The following is a 23769-nucleotide window of genomic DNA, read 5'->3' as shown; positions in this document are numbered from 1 at the left end:
TTCCCATGCGCGCAAGAACCCGCAGCACCTTCACCGTTCCGGCCGCCGCCCTCGGTGTCCTCCTTGCCGCCGCCGCGTGCAGCGCCCCCGGCGACTCATCCTCGGACGACGCCGACAGCAGCGGACCCATCAAGATCGCCGTGGTGGACGCCCAGAGCGGTCAGCTCGCCTCGCTGGGCGACTGGGAGGCCAAGGGCGCCAAGCTCGCGGTCAAGGAGTGGAACAAGAAGGGCGGCATCGACGGCCGCAAGATCGAGCTGACGGTCTTCGACGACCAGGGCGACCCCACCACCGGCACCAACATCGCGCGCAAACTGGACAGCGGGAACTACACGGCGATGATCGGCACCGCGGAGAGCGCGGTCACCGTGGCCATGGCCCCCATCCTCAAGCAGGCGGAGATCCCCAACATCACCTCCGGCCAGGCCACCGCCCTCGTCGACGTCAAGAGCCCCTTCCTCTTCCTCAACGGGCCCACCAGCACCACCTACGACTCCACGCTGGCCGACTACCTGGTCACCACCAAGAAGTTCAAGAAGATCGCGATGATCTCCAACAACGGCTCCTACGGCAAGGGCGAGCACGACGCCTTCACCGCCGCGCTCAAGGAGGCGGGCATCACCCCCGTCACCGACCAGGTCGTCACCACCGACCAGAAGGACTTCAGCGCCTCCCTCTCGCGCATCCGGCAGTCCAAGCCCGACGCCATCTTCATCGGCTCCGAGGAAGTCGAAGCCGGACTCATCGTGAAGCAGGCCCGCGACCTCGGCATCACCGCCCCGTTCGCCGGCGCCGCACCGCAGGGCACACCGGTCTTCATCGAGACGGCAGGCGCCAAGAACGCCGAGAACACCATCGTCAGTTCGCCCTACCTCAGCAACGACATCAGCGACGCCAGCCGCGCCTTCGCCACCGCGTACAAGGCCGAGTACGGCAAGGACGCCGAACTGCACGGAGCCAAGGCGTACGACGGCACCAACATCGTGCTCACCGCGCTGAAGAACAGCGGCGTCGCCACCGGCAAGAAGCTCGCCGACGAGATCCGGGCCACCAAGTACCAGGGTCTGCTCGGCAACTTCGCCTACGACGAGAGCGGCGTCGGCATCTTCAAGACCACCATCGGCATCATCCAGGACGGAAAGCTCTCCGCCGCTCAGTAAGGGCCGTCCCGCTCAGTCAGCCCGTCGAGCCGAAAGCCGGGCGCCGCACCGGCTTCAGGGAGCCACCATGCAAGTCACTCTGCAAACCCTCGTCGGAGGTCTCAGCCTGGGCGCCATCTACGCCCTGATCGCTGTCGGCTTCTCCGTCGTCTACCGCACCATGGGCCTCGTCAACTTCGCCCACGCCGACGTCGCGATGATCGGCGCCTACGCCTGCTCCACGTTCTACCTCACCTCGCACGTGCCGTTCGCGGCGGCCATCGTCATCTCCATCGTCGTCACCGGCATCATCGGTCTGGTCATCGAGCGGGTCCTGCGCCCGCTGGAGAACAAGGACTTCGACCTGATGCTGATCGGCACCATCGGCTTCGGCACCGTCCTCCAGGCTGCCGCCACGCTCATCTGGGGGACCACCGGCCGGGCCATGCCCTCGCCGATCACCTCCGGCCCCCTGGAACTCATGGGGATCCGCATCCGCACGTACGACCTGATGGTCATCGCCATCACCGCCGTATCCGTGGTCCTGCTCACCCTGTTCCTCCAGCGCACCAAGCCGGGGGCCGCCATGCAGGCGGTGGCCATGGACCACGAGGCAGCGACCGCCGTCGGCATCCACGTGGGCCGCAGCAACGCCCTCGCCTTCGCGATCGGCGCCGGAATCGCGGCCCTCGCAGGCAGCCTCGCCGGACCCATGCTCTACGTCGACGCGACCCTCGGCGGCGCCCTGGGAGTCAAGGGCTTCGCCGCGGCCATGCTCGGCGGATTCGGGAGCATACCCGGGGCGGTGGTGGGCGGCCTGGCCATCGGGGTCCTGGACTCCTATGCGGGCGACCACTTCCAGGGCTACAGCGTCCTGGTCACCTTCCTGGTCTTCACCGCGGCCATCATGATCCGCCCGACCGGCATCTTCGGCGAGAGGACGGTGAGCCGGGCATGAGCATCCTCAAATCGAAGCCGGCGCTCATCCTGCTGGCGTGCGTAGTGGCCTATGCGCTGCCGTACGGCCTGAACAGCTACTCGATCCACGTGGTCGACATCGCGATCATCTTCGCGCTCCTCGCCATAGGCATGGGTCTCGTCATGGGCGTCGCGGGTCAGATCAACCTCGCCCAAGTGGCCTTCTTCGGCGTCGGGGCCTACACCACCGCCATCCTCACCACCCACTCCGGATACGGCTTCTGGACCGCCGCGATCCTTGGCATTGTCACCACGATGCTGGTGGGTCTGCTGGTGGGCCTGCCGGCCCTGCGCATGCAGTCCCACTACCTCGGCATCGTCACGCTCGGCCTCGCTCTGGGATTCGTCAACTGGATCACCAACGCGAAGATCACCGGGGGAGCGGACGGCATCTCGGGCATCCCCGTCCCGCCGCTCTTCGGGATCGATCTCGCCGACGAGTACATGTACTACTACCTGGAGATCGTGGTCTTCGGGCTCGCGCTCGCCTTCGGTACCTTCGTGGTGCGGACCCGGCTCGGACGCAGGCTGCGCGCGATGCGCGACGACGCACTCGCCGCCGGTGCCATGGGCGCGGAGATCCCACTCCTGCGGATGACCGCGTTCCTCCTCGCCAGCACCTACGGCGGAGTGGCCGGCATCCTCTACGCCGGACTCATCCGGTACGTGGCCCCCGAGACCTTCAGCCTCGGCAACATGTTCCTGCTGCTGGCCATGGTCATCATCGGCGGCCGGCGCAGCCTCGTCGGATGCGTGGTCGGCGCGGTCGGCCTCGTGCTCATCCGCGAGGCCCTCGTCGACTTCGCCGTCTACGCCCAGCTCGGATACGGCATCGTCGTCGTCCTGATGGTGGTATTCGCCCCCACCGGCATCGCCGGGATCCCCGAACGAATCCGGGAAGCGATCAGCCGCCGCAGGAAGAGCGATGACGTGCGCGCCGCGGAGCTGGGGCCCTACCTGCCCGACGCCGTCCCCGCGGACCACACGTCCCCCAGGGACACCGACAGCGGGCCGGCCCTGGAGATCAGCCACGTCACCAAGCGGTTCGGTGCGCTGACCGCGCTCAACGACGTGACCCTCACCGTGGAACAGGGAGAGATCCGTGGCATCGTCGGCCCCAACGGGTCCGGCAAGACCACCCTGTTCAACGTGATCAGCGGGCTGTACCGACCCTCCGAAGGCCGCGTCGCCGGCGTCGGCCGCGACATCGGCCGGGCACGCCCGTACCAGCTGTCCCTGGCCGGAATGGCACGCACCTTCCAGAACCTTCGCCTCTTCTCACAGATGACGGTCCGCGAGAACATCCTCGTCGTCCTCGACCGCTCACGTACCTCAACGGTCTGGCAGTACGCCGTGTGGCCCGTCGGCGTCCTGTCGGGCGAGCAGCGGTTGCAGGCCGAGGCGGACCGCATCCTGAAGGAGTACGGACTGACCGCTTTCGCGGACGCACACCCGCAGTCGCTCCCGTACGGCATCCAGCGCCGCATCGAGATCGCGCGGGCCATGGCGGGACGGCCCGCTCTGCTCCTCCTGGACGAGCCGGCAGCGGGTCTGAACGGGGAGGAGGTCGGACAGCTCTCGGCCATCGTCCGCTCCATCCGCGACCAGGGCGTCACCGTCGTCCTCATCGAGCACAACATGGGACTGGTCATGTCGCTGTGCGAACGGATCACCGTCCTCGCGACCGGCACCGTCATCGCCGAGGGCACACCCGCCGAAGTGGCGGCCACACCCGAGGTCATAGAGGCGTACCTCGGCGACTCGGCACCGGCCGGCCTGCCCGTTCGCGTCGCACCGGAGGTTTCGCTATGACGACCACCGCTACCGGGCCTTCCACGGCCGGCACCGGCACCGACAGCCTCGCCGTCACCGACCTGACCGTCCACTACGGGGGAGTCTGCGCGGTCCGATCGGTAGCACTGAGCGTCGCCCCCGGTGAGTCCATGGGAATCATCGGCTCGAACGGCGCCGGCAAGACGTCCACGCTCAAGGCACTCATGGGGCTCATCCCGCGCAGCAGCGGCCGGATCACCCTCGGCGACACCGATCTCAGCAAGGTCCGAGCCAGGGACATGGTCCGGCACGGGGTGGGCTACGTCCCGGAGGGGCGGCACGTCTTCCCCGGGCTCTCCGTCGAGAAGAACCTGATGCTCGGCGCCTACCACCGGTCATGGAAGGGAGAAACGCGAGACACCCTCGCGCACGTGTACGACCTGTTCCCCATCCTGCGGGACTTCCGTGGCCGGGCGGCCGGCGACCTGTCGGGCGGGCAGCAGCAGATGCTGGCCATCGGCCGGGCGCTCATGTCCCGGCCCAGGCTGCTCCTGCTGGACGAACCCTCGATGGGACTCTCACCGAAGCTCATCGAGAACGTCCTGGACATCCTCGTCCGGCTGCGAGGCGAAGGGCTCGGTCTCCTGCTGGTCGAACAGAACGCCAAGCTGACCTTCGGGGTCACGAGCCACTGCCTCGTGATGGAGAACGGCTCGGTGGCGATGTCCGGCACCTCCGAAGACCTCGCGCACGACGAGCGAGTCCGCCAGATCTACCTCGGGCTATGAGCGGGCCCGCGCCCGGTCCGCCGTCGCGGCGGAACATCCTTGCGGACTGAACCTCGACCGGCCGCCGGGAAAGCGGCTGGTGGAGGAACTCAGGTCGCAAGCTCACGCCCAAGTGGACGGGTTCCTTTGCCAGCCGGCTCCGCCGCCACGGAGCTACGCCGCTGCCCGGCACCCTCGACAGGGAGCACACCATGACCGACCACTGGGACCACCACGTCGACCTCCTCGTCGTCGGCTCCGGCGCGGGCGGCCTCGGTGCCGCTGTCGTCGGCGCCCAGGAGGGCCTCGGCGTCCTCGTGCTGGAGAAGACCGAATGGCTCGGAGGCACCACTGCCTACTCGGCCGGCACAGCCTGGATCCCCGGCCACCACCACCAGGAGGATCCCGCAGCGGACAGCGCCGCAGCCCGGAGGTACCTGGACGCCCTCGTCGGTGACAAGGCTCCGAAGGAACTGCGGGAGAGCTACCTCGCACACGGCCCCCAAGTGATCGACTACCTGGAACGGATCGGGGTCGGGTTCCGGCACTCCGCGACGGCCGTCGACTACTACCCCGGGACACCGGGCTGCGGCACCGGGCGGGCACTCGAACCCCAGACGTTCGACGGACGCCGGCTCGGCAGAGCCCGCTTCGGCCGTATCCGCCCTCCCGTACCGGAATTCGCACTCTTCTACGGCACCCTCATGGTCCGCCGATCGGAGGTGAACGACCTGCTCACCGTCTTCCGCGGATCGGCGCGCGGCATGGCCACAGCGCTGCGCCTCGGGGCCCGGTGGGCAGTGGACATGCTCCGCTACCCCCGGGGAACGCGGCTCGCCATGGGCAACGCACTCACGGCGAACCTCTATCACCGGCTTCTGCGCCTCCGCGGCGATGTGTGGTTCACCGCACGAGCCACCGAACTGGTCGCGGACGCCACCGGCCGCGTGGTGGGCGCGGTCGTCTCTCAGCGGGGACGTACGATCCGGATCGCCGCCCGGGCGGGTGTGGTCCTCGCCGCCGGCGGGTTCTCCGCCAGCCCGGAACTGCGCGCCCGCCACCTGCCCTCGCCGACACCGCAGTTCACCCGCGCGGCGGAAGGGGCCACCGGAGACTCCATCGCTCTCGCCGGAAGGGTCGGCGGTGCGCTCGCGGAGTCCAGCGGCGACAACGCCCTGTGGTTCCCGAGTTCCGTCGGCCGCCGCAGGGACGGCTCCACCGCGGTCTTCCCTCACATCTGGGACCGGGCCAAACCCGGGATCATCGCGGTCAACTCCGCAGGACGCCGCTTCGTGGACGAGTCGGTGTCCTACCACCGCTTCGTCCGCGCCATGTACGAAGCGCACGCGTCCGTACCGACGATCCCGGCGTGGCTCGTGACCGATGCGCGCACCCTGGCCGCGTACGGACTCGGGATGATCCGCCCACACACCCCGCGCCCGTTTCTCGAGCGGCACATCCGTTCCGGCTACCTGCGCACGGGGGATTCGGTGCGCGAGCTCGCAGCCGCGATCGAGGTCGACCCCGCCGGTCTCGCCCGCACCCTCGCCGACAGCAACCTCTACGCGCGTTCCGGCGTCGACGAGGAGTTCGGAAAGGGACAACACCCCTACGGGCATCAGTACGGCGATCCGGCCCACACACCGAACGTCAACCTCGGCCCGATCGAGCGAGCACCGTACTACGCCATCGCGGTGGTCCCGACCCCGCTGGCGACCTCACTGGGACTCAAGACGGACGCCGAGGCACGGGTCCTCGACGAACACGGCAACGCGGCCCCCGGACTGTACGCATGCGGCAATGACGCGAACTCCCCGATGGCATCGGAGTACCCGGGAGCGGGGTGCCAGATCGGCGCCGCCCTCACCTTCGGATACCTGGCCGCCCGCCACGCGGCAGGCTCGCTGTCACGACTCGATCGACCGTGACCGACCACCCGGAGACGCGCGTCAGGGAGAGCTCATGCCGTCGTCGTCACCAGCGCGAGGAGTACCGGCAGCGGTCTCACGTCGCGGAGGTCGCGGACGCCGTGATCGCAGGCACCGGGATCCACGAGTACGCCCTCGCACTCACCCACATCGCCCACCTCGGGGAGAAGAGCACCGCATGACCGCGACCACGTCCTCGTACCTCGTCGGGCTCATCGGGTCCGGCATCGGCCCCTCCCTCAGCCCCGCGCTCCACGAACGGGAGGCCGGCCATCACGGTCTGCGCCTCGTCTACCGCACCATCGACCTCGACCGGCTCGGCCTCGGCGCCGACGACGTGGGCGCCCTCGTTCGCACAGCGGGCAGGCTGGGATACGACGGACTCAACATCACCTATCCGGGCAAGCAGACGGTCATCCCGCACCTCGACGGCCTGTCCGAAGACGCCAGGGCGCTCGGCGCGGTGAACACCGTGGTGTTCGGCCCCGACGGCAGCTCCCGCGGACACAACACCGACTGGAGCGGCTTCGCCGAGTCGTTCGCCCGGGGTATGGAGGACGCTCCGATCGGACGGGTCGTGCAACTCGGGGCGGGCGGCGCGGGAGCCGCGGTGGCGCACGCCATGCTCACCCTGGGGGCGGAGCGGCTCACCCTGGTCGATGCAGACCCCGGCCGGGCCGCAGAGCTGGCCACCGGCCTTGCCGTCCGGTTCGGCGCAGACCGGGCGTGCGCCGCGCCCCGCGCGCACCTGGCCCCGCTCCTCGCGAAGGCGGACGGACTGGTGCACGCCACCCCGACGGGCATGGCCCACCACCCAGGACTGCCGTTCCCCGCCGAGCTGCTGCATCCGGGGCTCTGGGTCGCCGACGTCGTGTACCGGCCGCTCGACACGGAACTGTTGCGTCACGCACGGGCGGTCGGCTGCCGCACGCTGGACGGCGGCGGCATGGCCGTCCACCAGGCCGCGCACGCGTTCGAGCTGTTCACCGGACGCCGACCCGATTCCGACCGGATGCTCGCCCACATGGCCACCCTCGTCGCCGCCTAGGCAGGAGCCCCCACATGCGCACCTCCATCGCCACCGTCTCCCTGAGCGGATCCCTGACCGAGAAGCTGGAGGCCGTCGCCCGGGCCGGGTTCGACGGTGTGGAGATCTTCGAGAACGATCTGCTGGGCTGCCCGCTCACCCCCGGACAAGTCCGCGCGCGGGCGGGGCAGCTCGGGCTCTCCATCGACCTCTACCAGCCGTTCCGGGACTTCGACTCGACCTCGCCCGAGCGGTTGCGGGCCAACCTGAACCGCGCCGAGAACAAGTTCCGGGTGATGGAACGCCTCGGCGCCGACACCCTGCTGGTCTGCTCGAACGTGTCCGCCGACGCGGTCACCGACGACGACCTCGCTGCGGAGCAACTGCGCCTGCTCGCCGAACGGGCGGCGGACCATGGCATCAGGATCGCGTACGAGGCACTGGCCTGGGGTCGGCACGTGAACACGTATCTCCATGCCTGGCGGATCGTCCGGGCGGCCGACCACCCGAACCTCGGGATCTGCCTGGACAGTTTTCACATCCTGTCGCGCGGCTCCGACCCAGGCGGCATCGAGGCGATTCCGGGCGAGATGATCTTCTTCCTCCAGCTTGCCGACGCGCCGCTCCTCGCCATGGACGTGCTTCAGTGGAGCAGGCACTACCGCTGTTTTCCCGGCCAGGGCGGCTTCGACCTGACGGGACTCCTCGCGCACGTCCTGCGCACCGGCTACGCGGGGCCGCTCTCGCTGGAGATCTTCAACGACAACTTCCGCCAGGCCGACCCCGGGCGCACCGCCATTGACGCGAGGCGGTCGCTGATCGCGCTGGAGGAGTCCGTCGCCGATGTCCTCGCCACCGGCTCCTCCCTGCCTCGGCCCGGCCAGCCCGGCGGCTTCGCCTTCGCCGAGATCGCCACCCCCGACCCCGAGCGTCTCGGCGGGCTGCTCGGCGCGCTCGGCTTCGCCCGTACCGGTGAGCACGCCACCAAGCCGGTCGAGCTGTGGGAGCAGTCCGGTGCCAGGATCCTTCTCCATCGGGCGGGGCCGGAGTCCGCCGACGACGGCGCCACCTCCCTGGTGGCGCTCGGACTGGACTCGCCGGACCCGGCCCTCTCCGCCGCGCGAGCCAAGGCGCTGCTGTCGCCGGTGCTTCCTCGGCACCGCGCACCGGACGAGGCGTTGCTCGACGCCGTGGCGGCGCCGGACGGCACCGAGCTGTTCTTCTGCGATGCGGCGAAGCCGCTGTGGCGCGAGGACTTCTCCCCGGCCTCTCCGCCCGAGGGCGGGACCGGATCCGTCCTCTCCATCGACCATGTGGTGCTCGCGCATCCGTGGGACCAGTTCGACGAGGCCGCTCTGTTCTACCGCGCGGTGCTGGGCCTGCGGCCGCACGAGAGCGTTGAGGTGCCCGACCCGTACGGACTGCTGCGCAGCCGCGCCATGACCAACACCGCCGGGACGTTCCGGCTGGTGCTCAACATCGCGAAGGTGGGCCCCCGAGGCCTGCCGGGCCAGCACATCGCCCTCGCGGACCGCGACATCCGCGCGACGGCCCGGCGACTGCGGGACCTGACGGATCACGTGACGCTGCCGATCCCGGACAACTACTACGACGACCTGCGGGCACGCTTCGACCTCGGCGAGGAACGCCACCGGGAACTGCGCGAGCTCGGCCTGCTGTACGACCGGGACGACAGGGGCGAGTTCTTGCACCTGTACACCGTCACGGTGGGCAGGGTCTTCTTCGAACTGGTGCAACGCGTCGACGGCTACCAGGGCTTCGGCATGGCCAACGCGCCCGCCCGGCTGGCCGCCCAGCACGCGCCCGCCCCTGCCCCGGTGGACGGCTGAGGCAGTGGGGCGCGCACGCCGGGCGACCACCCGTTGCGGCCGCTTTTCGGGCTCGTTCAGGATGGCGAGGGCCGGGCCCTCCGTTACGGGCCCGCCGGCCCATGACCTGAGGTCATGGGGTCGAGGAACGTCAGGCGGGAGGCGTCCTCCTCGATCAGTGGGGCGAGGGCGGTGTTGAACGGAGCGCCGTACGGAGCCCGCAGGTGCCACTGGAAGGCTGCCTCGTCCTGGTACACCTCGAAGATCCAGTAGGCGCGGGAATCGGATGCCTTGGTGTAGACCTCGAAGGTGAGGTTGCCGACCTCCTTCCGCACCTTTCGGGCGTACTCCCGCAGCAGGTGCGCAACCTCGTCCGCCGCTCCCTCGCGGGCGGTGAACTCGGCGAGCAAGGTTTTGTTCACATGTGGTCCCATGCGGTCGGGGGTCACCTTCGGGAGGAGCCGAGCTGCCGGACGAGGGCATGGTCCAGCCTCACCGAGCCGTTCTCGGCGAAGACCTGAACTCCCTGGCTGGACGGGTCGGGGAAGATCTGATCGGTGATCACCGCTTCGCCGCTGCCGCCGAAGACCTCGACGGAGGACCGGTCGACCAGGATCCGCAGCTTCACCTTGCCGTTCTCGACCCGCAGCGGTGCGCGCTGGACGCCGGGGAAGGCTTCGCTGAAGTCGACGGCGCCGGAGCGGGTCCGGTCGACGTACAGCTCCCTCGTCGTGGTGTCGTACCCGATGACGGTCTCCTCGCCCTCGGTACCGGTGCGCACCTTGATACCGAACCGTTCGGCGTCCTTGGGGGAGAAGGTCGCCTCGATGTCGAGTGCCGTGCCCTCGGCCGCCGGGCGCCCCAGAGCCTGGGACGTGTTCGTCACCGTGACGCCGCCCGCTGCCACCGGGTGGCCCACCCGCAACGAAGCCAGGCTCTTCACCGGTTCTCCGGTCAGCCGGATCCGGCCGTCGACGGTCCGCAGGGCCATCTGACGCGGAATGCTCTGCGCGCCGCGCCAGGGGGAGGTGGGGACGGAGCCGCTGTACTCCCAGTCGTTCATCCAGCCGATCATGTATCGCTTGCCGCCCGGAGCATCCTCCCAGGACACGGCCGCGTAGTAGTCCTTGCCGTAGTCGGCCCAGTCGGCGCGCTGCACGGCGGACTTGGCCGGCGTGTCGGCCGTGGTGAACCGGTCGGCCATGATCTGGCCCCAGCCGCCGGTGTTCATGTCGACGATCTGTATCCGGGCCCTCTTGCCCGCGTAGGGGCGCATGTCGATGGAGGCCCAGTCCAGCGTCTCGTTATTGGAACCGGTGGCGCTGCCGACGACGTGGCCGTCGACGATCAGGTTGACGGACGTTTCCCGGGAGATCGGCTGGGCCTGAGTGTCGGAGAGCACGATGTGGTCGACGTTGATGTGGCCCCACCCACCCGTGTTGTCGTCGACGATCTTGATACGGGCCTGCTTGCCGGCGAGGTCACGGACATCCCAGGAGTCCCAGTTGAGCGCCTCGCCGTCGTGTCCGGTGGCGCTGCGCACCACTGCTCCGTCCACGAGGAGTTCGACGGCGGTGGGGTTGGCCTGGGTGGCGGGATGGCCCCCTCCGCCGATGAGGAAGTCGACGTAATCCTGGTCGATGGTGAACTCGGGCGAGGTGAGACTGCCGGTCGTGGAGTCGCCGTTCAGGAAGGAGTTGGCCAGTCCGCCCCCGAGGAAGCCGGAGACTTCCTGCTGGCCGGCATGGCTTCCGGTGGCCGGTGCGGTGCCGAACGCGTCGCCTGTCGTCGTCCAGCCGCCGTAGGTGCCGCCTTCGAAGTCGGCGAGGGTGGTCCCCTCGGGCACCGGTCCCCGTTCCTGCACGGTGCCGGCCTGGTGCGGGTGCTGTCCGCCGGCGACCTTGAAGTTGAGGTACGGGCTGTCGACGGTGAAGGCGGGGGAGGTCAGCGTGCCGGTGGCGCCGTCACCCCCGTGGAAGCTGCTGGCGAGCCCCTTTCCCTCGAAGCCGCTCACGGGACCCTGCCCGTCCAGTGCGCCGGCGGCCGGGCCCTGGCCGAACGCGGTGCCGGTCGTCGTCCACGTTCCGAAGCCCGGGCTCTCGAAGTCCTGCACGACGGTGCCGGCGGGCGGGGTGTAGGTGCCCTTGTCCTCGGCGGTGAACTTCGTGCCGTCGAAGTCGCCGACGAAGTACTGGGCACCCGAACCACCGGCGATTCCACCGGGGTTGATGTTGACGACGAGGACCCACTTGATCTTCTTCCTGTCCCCGTCGACCGCGAGAGGGAACAGGTCGGGGCACTCCCACACGCCGCCGGTCGCCCCGGCCGGCCCGAACTCGCTGAGCGGTTGCCAGTCCTTGAGATTCTTCGAGGAGTAGAACAGGACCTTGTGCTCGGTGGACAGCGAGACCGTCATCAGCCAGCTCTTGGTCGGCGCGTACCACTGGACCTTGGGGTCACGGAACTCTTTGGAGCCGATGTCGATGACGGGATTGCCGTCGTACTTGGTGAAGGTGCGGCCGCGGTCGGTGCTGTAGGCGATCGACTGGGCCTGAGTGCCGGTGCTCTTGTCGTGACTGGTGTAGATCGCCACCATGGGCGGGTTGTCCTTCGTGCCGAACCCGGTGGTGTTGTTCCGGTCGACGACCGCGCTGCCGGAGAACACCATCTCCTTGTCGTCGTGCGACAGGGCGAGCGGCAGTTCCTTCCAGTGCACGAGGTCGGTGCTCACCGCGTGCCCCCAGGACATGTCGCCCCAGGAGTCGCCGTTGGGGTTGTACTGGTAGAAGAGGTGGTATTCGCCCTGGTAGTACACCAGCCCGTTGGGGTCGTTCATCCAGTTCTTCTGCGGTGTGTAGTGGAACTGGGGCCGGTAGGTCTCCGTGGAGGGCCGGGGGTCGGAAGCGGCGGCCTGAGGCGCAAGCAGAGCTGCGGACAGGGCGCACGCGGTCGCCGTTGCGGCGATCATGCGGGTGCGGGCATGCCCGGATACGCGTCTAGAGCTCATGGTGTCTCCTGGGCTACGGCCGTGCGCGCAGCCGGGTGTCTGCTTCCCGGCGCGGACGGAACGAGAGAGGGGGAGGCCATGTCGGCACTGTTACACCGCGCTGGCCGAAGATGTCATCGTTGACATGTGTCATCGATGACATTTGGTGGGCCCGATAATGGACGCATCCTGGCCGACACGTCAACGGCTGGGACGTGACGTCCTCGGTCCGGCCGGTCCGCCCGTCATGCGTGCTCGGTTGACGCGAACTGAGGCAGCTGGCTCTGCCACGGAGGGTTCGGACCGGCGACCGAGCAGGTCAGGGCCGCGACCTGGGCGGCGAAGAGGCAGGCTTCCACCACCTCGTGCAGACGGAGGCCGGTCAGCCGCCCCCCGAGGAGCCCGCGGGTGCCGAGGTTGTGCAGCAGCCCCGCCGTGAAGGAGTCTCCCGCCCCGACCGTGTCGACGACCTGCGTCGTCACGGCCGGCACGTGGGCCCGCTCGCCGTCCAGCGAGACGAGGGCGCCGTCGGCCCCGCGCGTGAGCACGACGAGCCGCGCTCCGGCGCTGTGCAGGACGTCGCACGCCCGGGCGAGGGGTGTTTCGGGCAGGAGGAGCTTCAGGTCCTCTTCGCTCAGCCGCAGTATGTCCGCGAGGCCGCACCAGCGGTTCAGGTGCGCGCGGTAGACCTCGGGGCGCACCAGCAGTGGTCTGACATTGGGGTCGAGGCTGATGGTGGTCCGGGGTGCGGCCGTTGCCAGGAACTCCTCCACCGCCCTCGCCCCGGGCTCCCGGACCAGGGCCAGTGAGCCCGTGTGGAGGCAGACGGTTTCGGACAGGTCCACGTCTGCCAGTTCGGCGCTCGCCCACTGCCAGTCGGCCGTGTTCTGCGCGTGGAACGAGTACGCGGCCTGCCCCTGGGTGTCCAGCTCCGCCACCGCCAGCGTGCTGGGCTCCGAGGCCACGACGGTATGCGACAGGTCGACCCCGGACGCCTCGAGGCGGGACCGGAACAGCCGGCCGAACACGTCCCCGGACAGCCGTGCGAGGAAGCGGGAGGGGGTGCCCAGGCGGGCCAGGGCCACAGCTGTGTTCGCCGGGCCGCCGCCGGGCAGCACATGCAGGTTCAGTTCATTTGGGGCGTCTGCCGGGCGGGTGAACGCGTCCGCGACGCATTCCCCCAGGACGGTGATCTGACGCGGACTCATGGGCTGCTCTTCTCTGACGGACGGACGGACGGACGGACGGACGGGCAAACCGGGTACGTCGCGGCGCGGGCGCTGATCGGCCAGGGGCGGGCGACGGCCGGGACGTTGCCGATTTGTGACGGGCGCAAGGCATTGACGTTCCCGGGAGACGGAGTCCATCATCCTCGGCAGGCAGTGTCAACGATGACATAAGTCAACGATGACATTCCGGCGGCATGCTTCGGTGCCGCCGATCCGTACGCAATCCCGCAGGAGTCGTTCATGCCTCGCACCACTCGTCTGACCCCCTCGCTGATCAGAGCCGCCGCATGCGCGGGCATCGCGGCTCTCACCCTGACGGCCTGCGGGTCCGGTTCCGGCTCGGATTCCGCGGGTTCCGGATCGGGCAGCGTCAAGGTCGGCTTGATCACCAAGACCGACACCAACCCCTTCTTCGTGAAGATGAAGGAGGGTGCGGAGAAGGCGGCCAAGGAAAGCGGAGCCCAACTGATCTCCTCGGCGGGCAAGTTCGACGGGGACAACGCAGGCCAGGTGACCGCCGTCGAGAACATGGTCGCTTCGGGAGTGAAGGGCATCCTCATCACCCCGAGCGATTCCAAGGCGATCGTGCCCGCCCTCGAGAAGGCCCGCGCGAAGGGGATCATGGTCATCGCCCTGGACTCACCGACCGACCCCCAGAGCGCGGTCGACGCCCTCTTCGCCACCGACAACCTCGCGGCCGGTGAACTGATAGGCGCCTACGCCAAGGCCGCCATGAAGGGCAAGGAGGCGAAGATCGCCACCCTCGACCTGGCACCGGGCGTCGCCGTCGGCGTCCAGCGGCACAACGGCTTCCTCAAGGGCTTCGGCCTCGGTGAAAAGGACCCGGCCATCGTCTGCTCGCAGGACACCGGAGGCGACCAGGCGAAGGGCCAGACCGCGATGGAGAACTGCCTGCAGAAGGCGCCCGGCATCAACGTCGTCTACACGATCAACGAACCGGCCGCCCTCGGCGCGTACACCGCGTTGAAGGCCAAGGGCCGGGAGAAGGACGTCCTGATCGTGTCCGTCGACGGCGGCTGCACCGGAACCCGGGCGGTCAAGGAGGGCAAGATCGCCGCAACCTCCCAGCAGTACCCGCTGAAGATGGCTGCCGAAGGCGTCAAGGCCGTCGTGACGTACGCCAAGGACGGCAAGAAGGCGACCGGTTACACCGACACCGGCGTCAGCCTGATCACGGACAAGGCGCAGGCAGGGGTCGCGTCGAAGGACACCGCCTACGGCCTGGACAACTGCTGGGGCTGAGCCTGCCGCCCCGAGCCGCCGCAGTTCGACACCCGTCGGCGTGGCGGCCGGCCCTGCCCGATCAGGGAGGGCCGCCGCGCCCTGTCCTCCCACAAGGACCTCTGTTCTTCCGACAAGGACTTCGCATGACAGCCACCACCACGCCGTACGCAGAGCTCAAAACGCCGACCACGGTCCGCAGACTGCTCACCGCGCCGACCACCGGCCCCTTGGCCGCACTCCTCCTTGCCTGTGCGTTCTTCTCCACGTCCACGGACCAGTTCTTCACGGGCGGCAACTTCTCGCTGATCGTGCAGCAGGTCATGGTCGTCGGCACCCTCGCCATCGGGCAGACACTGATCATCCTCACGGCGGGCATCGACCTGTCGTGCGGCGCCGTGATGGCGTTCGGCAGCATCGTGATCGCCAAGATGGCGGCCGAGGGGGCCCTGCCGCCGCTCCTCGCCATCACCTTGGGTCTGGTCGTCTGCGGTGGCTTCGGACTTCTCAACGGACTTCTGGTGCAGAAGATCCCGCTCCCGCCGTTCATCGTGACGCTCGGCATGCTCAATGTGGCGTTCGCGCTGACCCACATCTACTCCGAAGAACAGACCGTCACCAGCCTGCCCGGCCCGTTGACAGCCCTCGGCCAGACCTTTCCGCTCGGCCACACGGACATCACCTACGGCTCGCTGGTCACGATCGCCCTCTTCCTCCTCCTCGCCTACGCCCTCAGCAGCACCGGATGGGGCCGGCACGTCTACGCCCTGGGCAACAGCCAGGAAGCCGCACGCCTCAACGGCATCCGTACCTCGCCTCTGACCATCGGCATCTACACCGTCGCCGGCGTGCTCTACGGACTCGCCGCCCTGCTGCTCATCTCACGCACCGGCGTCGGCGACCCGCAAGCGGGACAGACCGAGAACCTCGACAGCATCACCGCCGTGGTCCTCGGCGGCACGAGTCTCTTCGGCGGACGCGGTTCGGTCCTGGGCACCTTCATCGGGGTCCTCATCGTCGGTGTCTTCCGCAACGGCCTCCAACTGATGGGCGTGGCCTCCATCTACCAGACCCTGATCACCGGAATCCTCGTGATCCTCGCGGTGACCGTCGACCAGATGTCCCGGAGGAAGGCCCGATGACCACCACCACTCCCGTCCCCGTTCTGCAGGCCCGCGGTCTGGTCAAGCGCTACGGTCACGTCACCGCCATCGACGGCGCGGACTTCGACCTGATGCCCGGCGAGGTCCTCGCGGTCATCGGCGACAACGGCGCCGGCAAGACCAGCCTGATCAAGGCCCTCACCGGTGCGGTGACACCCGACGAAGGCGAGATACGCCTCAACGGCGAACCCATCCACTTCTCCGGGCCGCAGAGCGCGCGCGCCCACGGCATCGAGACGGTCTACCAGGATCTCGCCGTGGCCGCCTCCATGGACATCGCCTCGAACATGTTCCTCGGCCGCGAACTGCGCCGACCAGGCGTCCTCGGCAACGTCTTCCGCATGCTGGACAAGAAGCGCATGCGCCAGGAGGCCGCCGAGCACATGGCCGACCTCAAGATCGGCCTGCGGTCGCTCACGCAAGCGGTCGAAACCCTTTCGGGCGGACAGCGGCAGGCCGTCGCGGTCGCACGTTCTGTCGCCTGGGCGCGCAGCGTCGTCGTCATGGACGAGCCCACCGCCGCCCTCGGCGTCAAGGAGTCCGGGCAGGTCCTCGACCTGATCCGCCGCGTCCGCGACAAGGGCATGCCCGTGGTCCTGATCAGCCACAACATGCCCCACGTCTTCGAGATCGCCGATCGTATCCACGTCCACCGGCTGGGCCGCCGCGCCGCCGTGATCAAACCCTCCGACCACACCATGGCGGAGGTCGTCGCCATCATGACCGGCGCGCTGACTCTCGATGGGGCCGGAGGTACTGTCGTAGCGGATTCCGAAGCCGCGAGGGCGGCAGGAGTCCAGGCCACCTGACACGACTCAGCACACTCACAGGTTCCGGCCGAGGCCGCGGCCGGAACCGACGAGCACAGGAGACACCTCCTCCATGGCAGCGAACCGCCGCCCCACCCTGGCCGACGTCGCCCGCGAAGTCGGCGTCAGCGCGAAGACGGTCTCCCGAGTCCTCAACGAGGACGGACCCGCCTCAGCCCGGACCAGGGAACAGGTACTCGCAGCGGTGGCCAAACTCGGCTTCCAGCCGAACCTCATGGCACGCAACATCCGGGTCGGCGGGCCCGACACGACCATCGGTCTGGTCGTCCCCGACCTCGGCAACCCCTTCTTCGGCGCAGTGGCCGGCGGCATCGAAGACGTCATGCGAGACCGGGGCCTGACCCTGCTCATGGGGTCCTCCGCAGACGAGCCTGAACGAGAACGCGCCTTGAGCGATAAGTTCCTGGCCCGACGCGTCAGCATCCTGATGGTCATTCCCGCCGTCGGCTCCGACCACTCCCACCTGCGCACGCACCGGGCCGCCGGATTGCCGGTGGTCTTCATCGACCGGCCGGGAGCCGGGCTGGCCACGGACAGCGTCGTCAGCTCCAACCGTGCGGGAGCGCACGAGGGCGTCACCCACCTGATCGCTCACGGCCACCGCCGCATCGGCTTCGTGGGGGACCTCCCCACCAACCTCTACACCCGCCGTGAGCGCCTGGCGGGATACCGCTCGGCCCTGGCGGAGGCCGACCTCCCCTACGACCGCTCCCTCGTCACCAACGCACACGACCAGCGTGGTGCCTCCGTCGGCACCTCGCAGCTCCTGGACCTCATCGATCCCCCTACTGCCCTGTTCGCCGGCAACAACATTGTCGCGCTGGGAATCGTCGTTGAACTCGCCCGTAGCAAACGGAAGGACGTCGCCGTCGTCGCCTTCGACGACGTGGCGCTCGCCGAAGCCCTTGAACCGGCCCTGACCGTGGTGGCCCAGGACCCCGAAGAAATCGGCAGAAGGGCAGCGGTCACCGCCCTGGCTCGTCTGGACGGTGACCGCTCACGTGCCCGGACCATCACCGTCCCCACCCGGCTGATCGTCCGGGGCTCGGGCGAACAAGCTGTCCCGGCGGTGCTGGAAGCCTGAGGGGGTGCCGACCGATCCAAGACAAGCAGTCCGGATCCTGACGGGCCGGGACGGGGGCATCCGGCCCTGGTCCGAAGGCTGTATGCGGCTGCTGCCGGGCTGACGTACCAGCTCAAGGAAGCGGGCGTGCGGACAGACCGCGTGGTCGTTCTGCACGGCAGCGCACGTGTGATCGGTCCACTGCCGGTCTGCTCGCCCCGTCGGTGCACAAGGTGTCGGCGGCCAGGCTCGTCGTGCCGAGGTCGCCGGCGACGAGCGCTCTCGGCGCGAGGCCGGACCCGGGCGAACCAGTCGGATGAGGCGTTCCCTCAGCTGCAGGAGGGCCGATGCCCAGGAAAGATTCTTCCCATTGTGGACACGCTGCCCCGGAGTCACTCTCGAAACGTGGCGTCCAGCCCTTGAACGGTCTTCCCCAGCCGAGAGGGCACCCGCATGAACACCGGGTCGGCCTCACCAGCAGCGCGGGGAAGGCGTTACCGACCGAGGAGTACAGTGCAGCGCAAGATCAACTTCGACCGTGACGGCTTGACCGCGGCTGCTCGGTCAACCTGCCACCACGTGTGCCGGAGACACCGTGGGGCGGGGCGGGGCTCATACAGCACGTGCCCCGACGTTTCAGACCCGCCCGGCGACCGTGCAACACCCGCAGCTCCCGCACCGCAAACCGTGGTTGTAGCGGTCCGTTCAACTTCCGCTCCCGGGGAAGTAATCATTAGATGAATGAGTCCAAGGGGGTGTTGTTGCGGTCAGTGATCGTAGGCCGTGAGCGATCGCTTGATGGGCTGTCCAGAATGGTCGTTGTGCCAGATCGCCGCTGCGAGTGCGAGGATCCGGCACAAGACCCGGGCTGACACCCCTGCAGGGCTTCTGCCGCCGTGTCGCTCCAGGTCGAGCTGCCCCTTGACGGTCTGATTGATCGACTCGACGACCGGCCGCAGCGGTTTGAACAGGTGCGCCCCAGCCTGCTCGGCCTCCCCCTTGCGGGCTGACCGCAACAACTCAGGTGACGCTCGGCAAGGCCGTGCTCGAACTCGCGGCCGAAGTAGTGACTATGCGTCACGGCCATTTCGCAGGGCCTGGATGAGCCAGGGGTACACCGGGATCAGGTTCGGTACTACCTGCCAGCCGTTGACGATCCACACCAGCCGCCAGTATCGGTCTACCCGGGGATCGTGCGCCTCTTCGAACTGCTGGGCCATCCATTCCCGGAATTCCGTGTCAGGGGTGCGCGCGAGCACCTCGGCGAATCGGTGCACGAGGTCGTCGATGACGGGTGTGCCCCTGTCGCTGAGCGCGTCGATGCCCGCTTCCATGGCCTCGGCCACCTTCTGACGGGTGAATTCCATCAGCTCCTCGCCGGCATCGCGTTCGATGTCGAGCGGGCGTTCGGTGGCCTGACGTACGGCCGTCCGGTGCATCCGGGCACGGAATTCCTCGTCGCCGGCCAGCTCGGCAAGCTCCACCCACGCGGAGACCTGCTCGCTGGTCGGATCATCGGGGAGGTCAGGAAGGGCAGCGCGAACCATGGCCACCGCGGTCGGGTTGGCATCCACCGTGCCGAAGGTGCCATCCACGAAATCGTCGATCAAACGGCGGCGTTCCTCGCGGGACAACTGTGTAAGCCTGTGCATGAGTGTGGTCTCCTCGGGACTGGACCCGCGTCTGGCCACGACTCGCAGAACGCTCCGACGCAGTTGCAGCATCCGGATCTGGACGTCCATGGCGTCGGCGTGCGCCGCGGCGACTTCCGCCACCGAGAGCTCGCGGTCCAGTACCCGTTGAATCGTTGCCAGGTCCATGCCCAGCTCACGCAGTGTGCGGAGGAGTTCCAGACGAAGCAGTGCGTCGAGGTCGTAGAGCCGATAGCCGGCGGGACTACGGGTGGTCGGCGCTACCACCCCCGAATCGGAGTAGAACCGGATGGTCCTCACAGGCAAGCCGGTCCGTCGGGAAAGCTCCCCGATCGAGTAGAGGGTCGTAACGTCCATGTCCCCCACTCTGCTGTCTCCAGTCACTGGAGACTCAAGGCCACTCCCAAGCGGGCCCCGACCGAGACGTCCTCCGAGTTGCTGAAGCACGCGTCGCGCGCTTTCCACTGACCGTCAGGATGAAACGGGCACACCTTGCACGCGCTGCCGGCGAGCGATGGCAGCGACATGCGACACCGCTCGCCGGCAGCCTACGGCTACGAGCCCTTGGACTCGATCATCTAGGCACCCCCACGGAGAGCCGGTCGTGTTGCGCTTGAACCAGTCGGTCAGTGCGGCTGGCTTGTCCGCTGGGAGGGTGATGCCGAGGACGTACTCGCGCAGATCGAGTCACGGCAAGGGCAGCGCGACGGGGCGGCACGCTCTCGACGGTGCATGAGGTCGGGCGTTCATCGGGGCGGCCGTTCGGACTGGCCGGTCTTGGCGCACCGCGCGAGGCGCTCAGGAACGCGCAGCGACCGGGCCCGCGTCCGCGCCCCCGGAACCGCTGTCTTCGAGGAGCGCCACCCCCCGCGAGGTCGGTGGCGCACTGGTAACCGACTATCCAGGCGCGGGTGCGCGGCAGGGTATCGCTGCCGTATTCGGCGGTTCCCGGTAGTCCTAGTTGCGGCCCGAGCGGAGTCGAGGGCGCGTTCGCATGACAACGATGACAAGAAACGTTCCACCCAGCGTGGCGGCGAGCACTGCGGCCTTTCGCGCTCGGGGTCCGCGCATCTGGCTCTCGATCGTCGCGGTGACACTCGATGTGGCGTATCTTCTGGATCTCGTACGGCGCAGGAGGAAAATAGGAGTGATCGTAGGACGCGGCGCACCGGGGTATGACGCGTCGTTCGTCCCCTGCCGAACTTGGCGGTGCTGGATGCAGGAAGAGACGCGCCAGAAGAGGCCGCCTTGCTGCATAGGAAGGTCAACCCTCATGGTGACAAAGCGGTATGCCGTCGCAGCGTCCGGGCAGTGGTGGGACGAAGAAAGCAATCAGCGGCTTCCGGCGGGTGAGGTTCACGCATGGGAGCAGGGCAGGAATGAGACGGTGTGCGGGCTGTCGCTCAGCCGCTCCCGACTCGGGCGCTTCCCCCATGTCACCTGGCAGGAGACCTTCCCTGAGTCCGGGGGCGCCGCCGACCGCGTCCAGAGAGTCTGTCCCCGCTGCGGCGCCGCGGTAGGGCGGCGAGGACCTGACGCGCGACCCCGCTGGCAGCGCAGCAATCCGCGTCCGTGAGCCCGTACGGCCCATTGCGCGCTCTCGATCGGACCTTCTCGTCTGGACCGGCCCCGGGCCGGCCCCTTCATCGGCGTCCGCCGCCGGCCCGTGAAGCCGTCCGCGCGATCACACAACGGGACTGAGGTTCAGGTGAATGGATGGCCGGCACCTGTTCGGCATGTGCCGCCGTGAGCGGCACGGCCCGTGCGCTGGGCAGTGAAGGGGATGGGGCGGCAGGAACTGGCGGCGCAGACGGTCAGATCATCGCAGCCCGCCTCGACGGCTGTGGCGAGGGAAGTGCGGATGGTAGTGAGGTCGGCGATCTTCGCGTCGACCTCGGCGACTTGGCCGTGGCCCGCTCCTGGAGCCCGGCGACGGGGCGGCCGTTGCGGTGGCGGCCTGCTTCCAGCAGCTCGGCAACCTCCTCCAGCGTGCACCCGAAACGCTGGGCGGCCTTGATCACTCGCAGCGCGGTCACCGCGTCCTCGCTGTGGAGGCCGTGGCCGCCGTGGCTGCGTTCGGGCTCGGATAGCGGGCCGCGGCGTTCGTAGTAGCGCAGGGTCTGGATGTTCACCCCGGCCGCGTCGGCGACCTGCCGCTGCGCAGGCCTGCGCTGTCCCTGGGCCGCGGTCCGTGCGGCGAAGGGCGTCCAGGACCGGTGTGTGTGCCGGATCCACTCCCATGTCCAGGCCAATCCGGTCCTCGCCTGGAGTGATGGTGAAGGTGAAGAACGAGCAGCAGCCGTTCTCCCGCGCCACCAGGTCCCTCACCTGTTCCTCGACCGGGCCTGCCGGCCAGGTCGAGGCGCAGCCGCAGCGGCTCGGGCCTCGACAGCGAAATCAGCCGCTCGTCGAACAGTGCGTCCCACTCCGCCGCCCGCAGGGGCCGCTCCTCGGCGGGCAGCGTGCAGGACTGCGGCACCCACGCCGGATCGCTCATCGCCCTCACTCCCGTCGTCACGCCCCGTGTCAGACGTCATTGAAAATGCCTACGCGTGCGGCAGTTTGGGCAGCTTGGTGCAGACATGATCGGTAAGCGTGCCTGCCGACGAAGAGGTGCAGATTTGGGGTGGCATCTTGCCGACGAAGGGCATGTGAAAGGCCCTTTCGGTATCTCTTGGGCGAGCGCCGGGAGGGCCGTGTAGCGCGCGGAGGCGCTGTGCTCACGATAGAGGCTGACCCGGCACGGGTCGATGTGCCTGGTGCGGGGCGCGTTGGTATGTCCGGCACTGACATTCCCCACCCTCGAATCTCGATGTCGGTGGCGCCGGATACCTTGCACCAGACGATGCACACCACTGGAGGGGACATGCCGTCTCGAGGAACAGCTCTCGCCGCGCTCACGGTGGTAATGCCGCCACATGACGGGGCCGATGAGCAGGTGGACTGGGATGCGATCCGGCGGGCTTGGGGAGTCGGCTTCCCCTCCGACTACATCGCCTTCATGAGCACGTACGGAGCCGGCGGCATCGACGGCGCGCTGAGCGTTGTGACCCCCGAAGCGAGCACGCAGCCGGCCGACAGCTCTGACCTCGGGGGCATGGCGGCCGAAACAGCCAACATGCGGCACATGTGGGAGTCCGAAGGGGGACCGGACGAGGTCGATGCCGGACCTGCTTCTGTCGTCGCTTGGGGCGTCAGCTGCGGAGCCGACATTTTCGGCTGGCTCACCGTTGACCACGACCCCGACAAGTGGCCCGTTGTCGTGTGGGAACGGCACGGCTCGCCCCACTGGAAAATCCACAACTGTGGAATGGCGGAGTTCCTCCGGCGCCTGTTCACCAAGGACTTCGACGAGTGTCCACTCAGCGACGCCTCCCTCTGGGGAGAGCCCTCTCCGCACTTCGTCCATTGGCGCGAGGAACGACGACGGTGGGAGTCCGGCGTCGACCCTTACTCAGGCGAACCCGACCCATACTTCGGCATGAAGTTCGACTGATTGCGCCTCGGTACCTTGCCGGCGACCGCGACACCTCGTCGGCGAACGCCCCGCTGGGACCACCCCAGTGGTGCGGTCTTGTTCTCGGTGATCGGCACCGTCAGTGCCGGACCCGTCGGCATTTTCGGCGTCGGCAAACAGCCCCCGAGGCCGGAGACACCGCCGACGGTAAGCCTGTACCTGGGTACCGGTTGCAGGTCCGGCACGCTTCGGCCGGCGGGGCTGCCGAATGCGGTGAAGGGTCCCGGTGTCACCCGGGCTCCTGGGTTCCCGGGTGACAGGCGCAGGAGATGAGGCGTCGGCGTGTGCACACATAGAAGCGATGCTGTCCCCCCGCACGGGTTCACCGGTACAGGGTTTCGGTTGGCCGGCCCAGTGACCTGTCGCGCCACCGATGCGATCTGACGCTGGATACCCCTCACCCTGGTGGTGGGCCGCGCCGTAGAAGTCGCGGAGTGCCTTCTCCCGTATCTCTGGGGCTGTGATTCCTGGGGCTGGTCCCCGCAGCCCTGTGGGACTGCTTCGCGGCACGGTGTGCCGTCTGGGTGCTTCGGGGGCCGCGACCTCGGCGCTGATGGCGCGTCGTCCGCAGGTGGGCGTTCCGCCCGGCCGGTCCGGTGAAAGCCGGGGTGCGGCCCTGGGCCGGCGTGGGAGCGAGCGGGAGGCG

At 68.6% G+C, this 23769-nt stretch carries 19 protein-coding genes and 1 pseudogene; 14 read left to right on the top strand and 6 right to left on the bottom strand.

What is annotated here, in order from left to right; translation table 11 throughout:
* Nucleotides 1–5 precede the first annotated feature (5 nt).
* The 8 genes from ABZ454_RS03310 (at nucleotide 6) to ABZ454_RS03275 (ending at nucleotide 9462) form a co-directional block, all read left to right on the top strand.
* Nucleotides 6–1160, top strand: a complete 1155-nt coding sequence (locus tag ABZ454_RS03310; protein WP_356314761.1) for an ABC transporter substrate-binding protein — start codon at nucleotides 6–8, stop codon at nucleotides 1158–1160.
* Nucleotides 1161–1227: 67 nt separating this feature from the next.
* A complete protein-coding gene (locus ABZ454_RS03305) occupies nucleotides 1228–2097 on the top strand; it encodes a branched-chain amino acid ABC transporter permease (protein ID WP_356314758.1) in 870 nt (289 codons plus the stop codon).
* Nucleotides 2094–3929 (top strand): branched-chain amino acid ABC transporter ATP-binding protein/permease, encoded by a 1836-nt coding sequence (locus ABZ454_RS03300; protein ID WP_359535858.1) that lies wholly within the window; start codon nucleotides 2094–2096, stop codon nucleotides 3927–3929. Before ABZ454_RS03305 ends, ABZ454_RS03300 begins: the two co-directional genes overlap by 4 nt.
* Nucleotides 3926–4678, top strand: coding sequence for an ABC transporter ATP-binding protein (locus ABZ454_RS03295; protein WP_356314752.1), 753 nt, complete (start codon nucleotides 3926–3928; stop codon nucleotides 4676–4678). Before ABZ454_RS03300 ends, ABZ454_RS03295 begins: the two co-directional genes overlap by 4 nt.
* Nucleotides 4679–4869: 191 nt before the next feature.
* Complete coding sequence (locus ABZ454_RS03290) at nucleotides 4870–6585, top strand: FAD-dependent oxidoreductase (RefSeq protein ID WP_359535857.1); 1716 nt, start codon at nucleotides 4870–4872, stop codon at nucleotides 6583–6585.
* Nucleotides 6582–6767: a type II 3-dehydroquinate dehydratase gene (locus ABZ454_RS03285; protein WP_359535856.1), complete on the top strand. Its 186-nt coding sequence runs from the start codon at nucleotides 6582–6584 to the stop codon at nucleotides 6765–6767. Before ABZ454_RS03290 ends, ABZ454_RS03285 begins: the two co-directional genes overlap by 4 nt.
* Complete coding sequence (locus ABZ454_RS03280; protein ID WP_359535855.1) at nucleotides 6764–7633, top strand: shikimate dehydrogenase; 870 nt, start codon at nucleotides 6764–6766, stop codon at nucleotides 7631–7633. The genes ABZ454_RS03285 and ABZ454_RS03280 overlap by 4 nt, the downstream gene beginning before the upstream one ends.
* 14 nt (nucleotides 7634–7647) lie before the next feature.
* Nucleotides 7648–9462, top strand: coding sequence for a TIM barrel protein (locus tag ABZ454_RS03275; RefSeq protein ID WP_359535854.1), 1815 nt, complete (start codon nucleotides 7648–7650; stop codon nucleotides 9460–9462).
* An 83-nt stretch (nucleotides 9463–9545) separates the two neighbouring features.
* Here the strand turns inward: ABZ454_RS03275 and ABZ454_RS03270 are convergent, their stop codons facing one another.
* The 3 genes from ABZ454_RS03270 to ABZ454_RS03260 all read right to left on the bottom strand — a co-directional run bounded on the left by ABZ454_RS03270 (nucleotide 9546) and on the right by ABZ454_RS03260 (nucleotide 13635).
* A complete protein-coding gene (locus ABZ454_RS03270; RefSeq protein ID WP_359535853.1) occupies nucleotides 9546–9863 on the bottom strand; it encodes an antibiotic biosynthesis monooxygenase family protein in 318 nt (105 codons plus the stop codon).
* A gap of 23 nt (nucleotides 9864–9886) precedes the next feature.
* Nucleotides 9887–12448 (bottom strand): GH32 C-terminal domain-containing protein, encoded by a 2562-nt coding sequence (locus ABZ454_RS03265; RefSeq protein ID WP_359535852.1) that lies wholly within the window; start codon nucleotides 12446–12448, stop codon nucleotides 9887–9889.
* Between the two features lie 224 nt (nucleotides 12449–12672).
* Nucleotides 12673–13635 (bottom strand): carbohydrate kinase, encoded by a 963-nt coding sequence (locus ABZ454_RS03260; protein ID WP_359535851.1) that lies wholly within the window; start codon nucleotides 13633–13635, stop codon nucleotides 12673–12675.
* A gap of 261 nt (nucleotides 13636–13896) precedes the next feature.
* On the opposite strand from ABZ454_RS03260, the gene ABZ454_RS03255 reads away from it, so the two are divergent.
* The 4 genes from ABZ454_RS03255 (at nucleotide 13897) to ABZ454_RS03240 (ending at nucleotide 17975) form a co-directional block, all read left to right on the top strand.
* Nucleotides 13897–14919, top strand: a complete 1023-nt coding sequence (locus ABZ454_RS03255) for a sugar ABC transporter substrate-binding protein (RefSeq protein ID WP_359535850.1) — start codon at nucleotides 13897–13899, stop codon at nucleotides 14917–14919.
* Between the two features lie 125 nt (nucleotides 14920–15044).
* Entirely contained in the window at nucleotides 15045–16040 is a 996-nt protein-coding gene (locus tag ABZ454_RS03250; RefSeq protein WP_356314729.1) for an ABC transporter permease, read from the top strand.
* The gene (locus tag ABZ454_RS03245) at nucleotides 16037–16870 is read left to right on the top strand and encodes an ATP-binding cassette domain-containing protein (protein ID WP_356314726.1); all 834 of its coding nucleotides are present in this window, start codon (nucleotides 16037–16039) and stop codon (nucleotides 16868–16870) included. Before ABZ454_RS03250 ends, ABZ454_RS03245 begins: the two co-directional genes overlap by 4 nt.
* Before the next feature lie 73 nt (nucleotides 16871–16943).
* Entirely contained in the window at nucleotides 16944–17975 is a 1032-nt protein-coding gene (locus tag ABZ454_RS03240) for a LacI family DNA-binding transcriptional regulator (RefSeq protein WP_359535849.1), read from the top strand.
* Nucleotides 17976–18721: 746 nt separating this feature from the next.
* Here the strand turns inward: ABZ454_RS03240 and ABZ454_RS03235 are convergent.
* Nucleotides 18722–19023, bottom strand: a pseudogene (locus tag ABZ454_RS03235) (IS982 family transposase); the annotation flags it as partial.
* A gap of 1 nt (nucleotide 19024) precedes the next feature.
* Nucleotides 19025–19963 carry a MerR family transcriptional regulator gene (locus tag ABZ454_RS03230; RefSeq protein ID WP_359535848.1) on the bottom strand — a complete coding sequence of 313 codons (939 nt, stop codon included), beginning with the start codon at nucleotides 19961–19963 and terminating at the stop codon, nucleotides 19025–19027.
* A gap of 916 nt (nucleotides 19964–20879) precedes the next feature.
* Between ABZ454_RS03230 and ABZ454_RS03225 the strand changes: the two genes are divergently transcribed.
* Entirely contained in the window at nucleotides 20880–21182 is a 303-nt protein-coding gene (locus ABZ454_RS03225; protein ID WP_359535847.1) for a hypothetical protein, read from the top strand.
* A 238-nt stretch (nucleotides 21183–21420) separates the two neighbouring features.
* On the opposite strand, the gene ABZ454_RS03220 is transcribed toward ABZ454_RS03225, so the two are convergent.
* Nucleotides 21421–21858: a MerR family transcriptional regulator gene (locus ABZ454_RS03220; protein ID WP_359535846.1), complete on the bottom strand. Its 438-nt coding sequence runs from the start codon at nucleotides 21856–21858 to the stop codon at nucleotides 21421–21423.
* 524 nt (nucleotides 21859–22382) lie between these two features.
* Between ABZ454_RS03220 and ABZ454_RS03215 the strand changes: the two genes are divergently transcribed.
* Nucleotides 22383–23102 (top strand): SMI1/KNR4 family protein, encoded by a 720-nt coding sequence (locus ABZ454_RS03215; protein WP_359535845.1) that lies wholly within the window; start codon nucleotides 22383–22385, stop codon nucleotides 23100–23102.
* The last annotated feature ends 667 nt before the right edge of the window (nucleotides 23103–23769 follow it).

The organism is Streptomyces sp. NPDC005803, from assembly GCF_040630435.1.
Taxonomy (GTDB): Bacteria; Actinomycetota; Actinomycetes; order Streptomycetales; family Streptomycetaceae; genus Streptomyces.
This window is presented reverse-complemented; position numbering and strand designations above follow the sequence as displayed.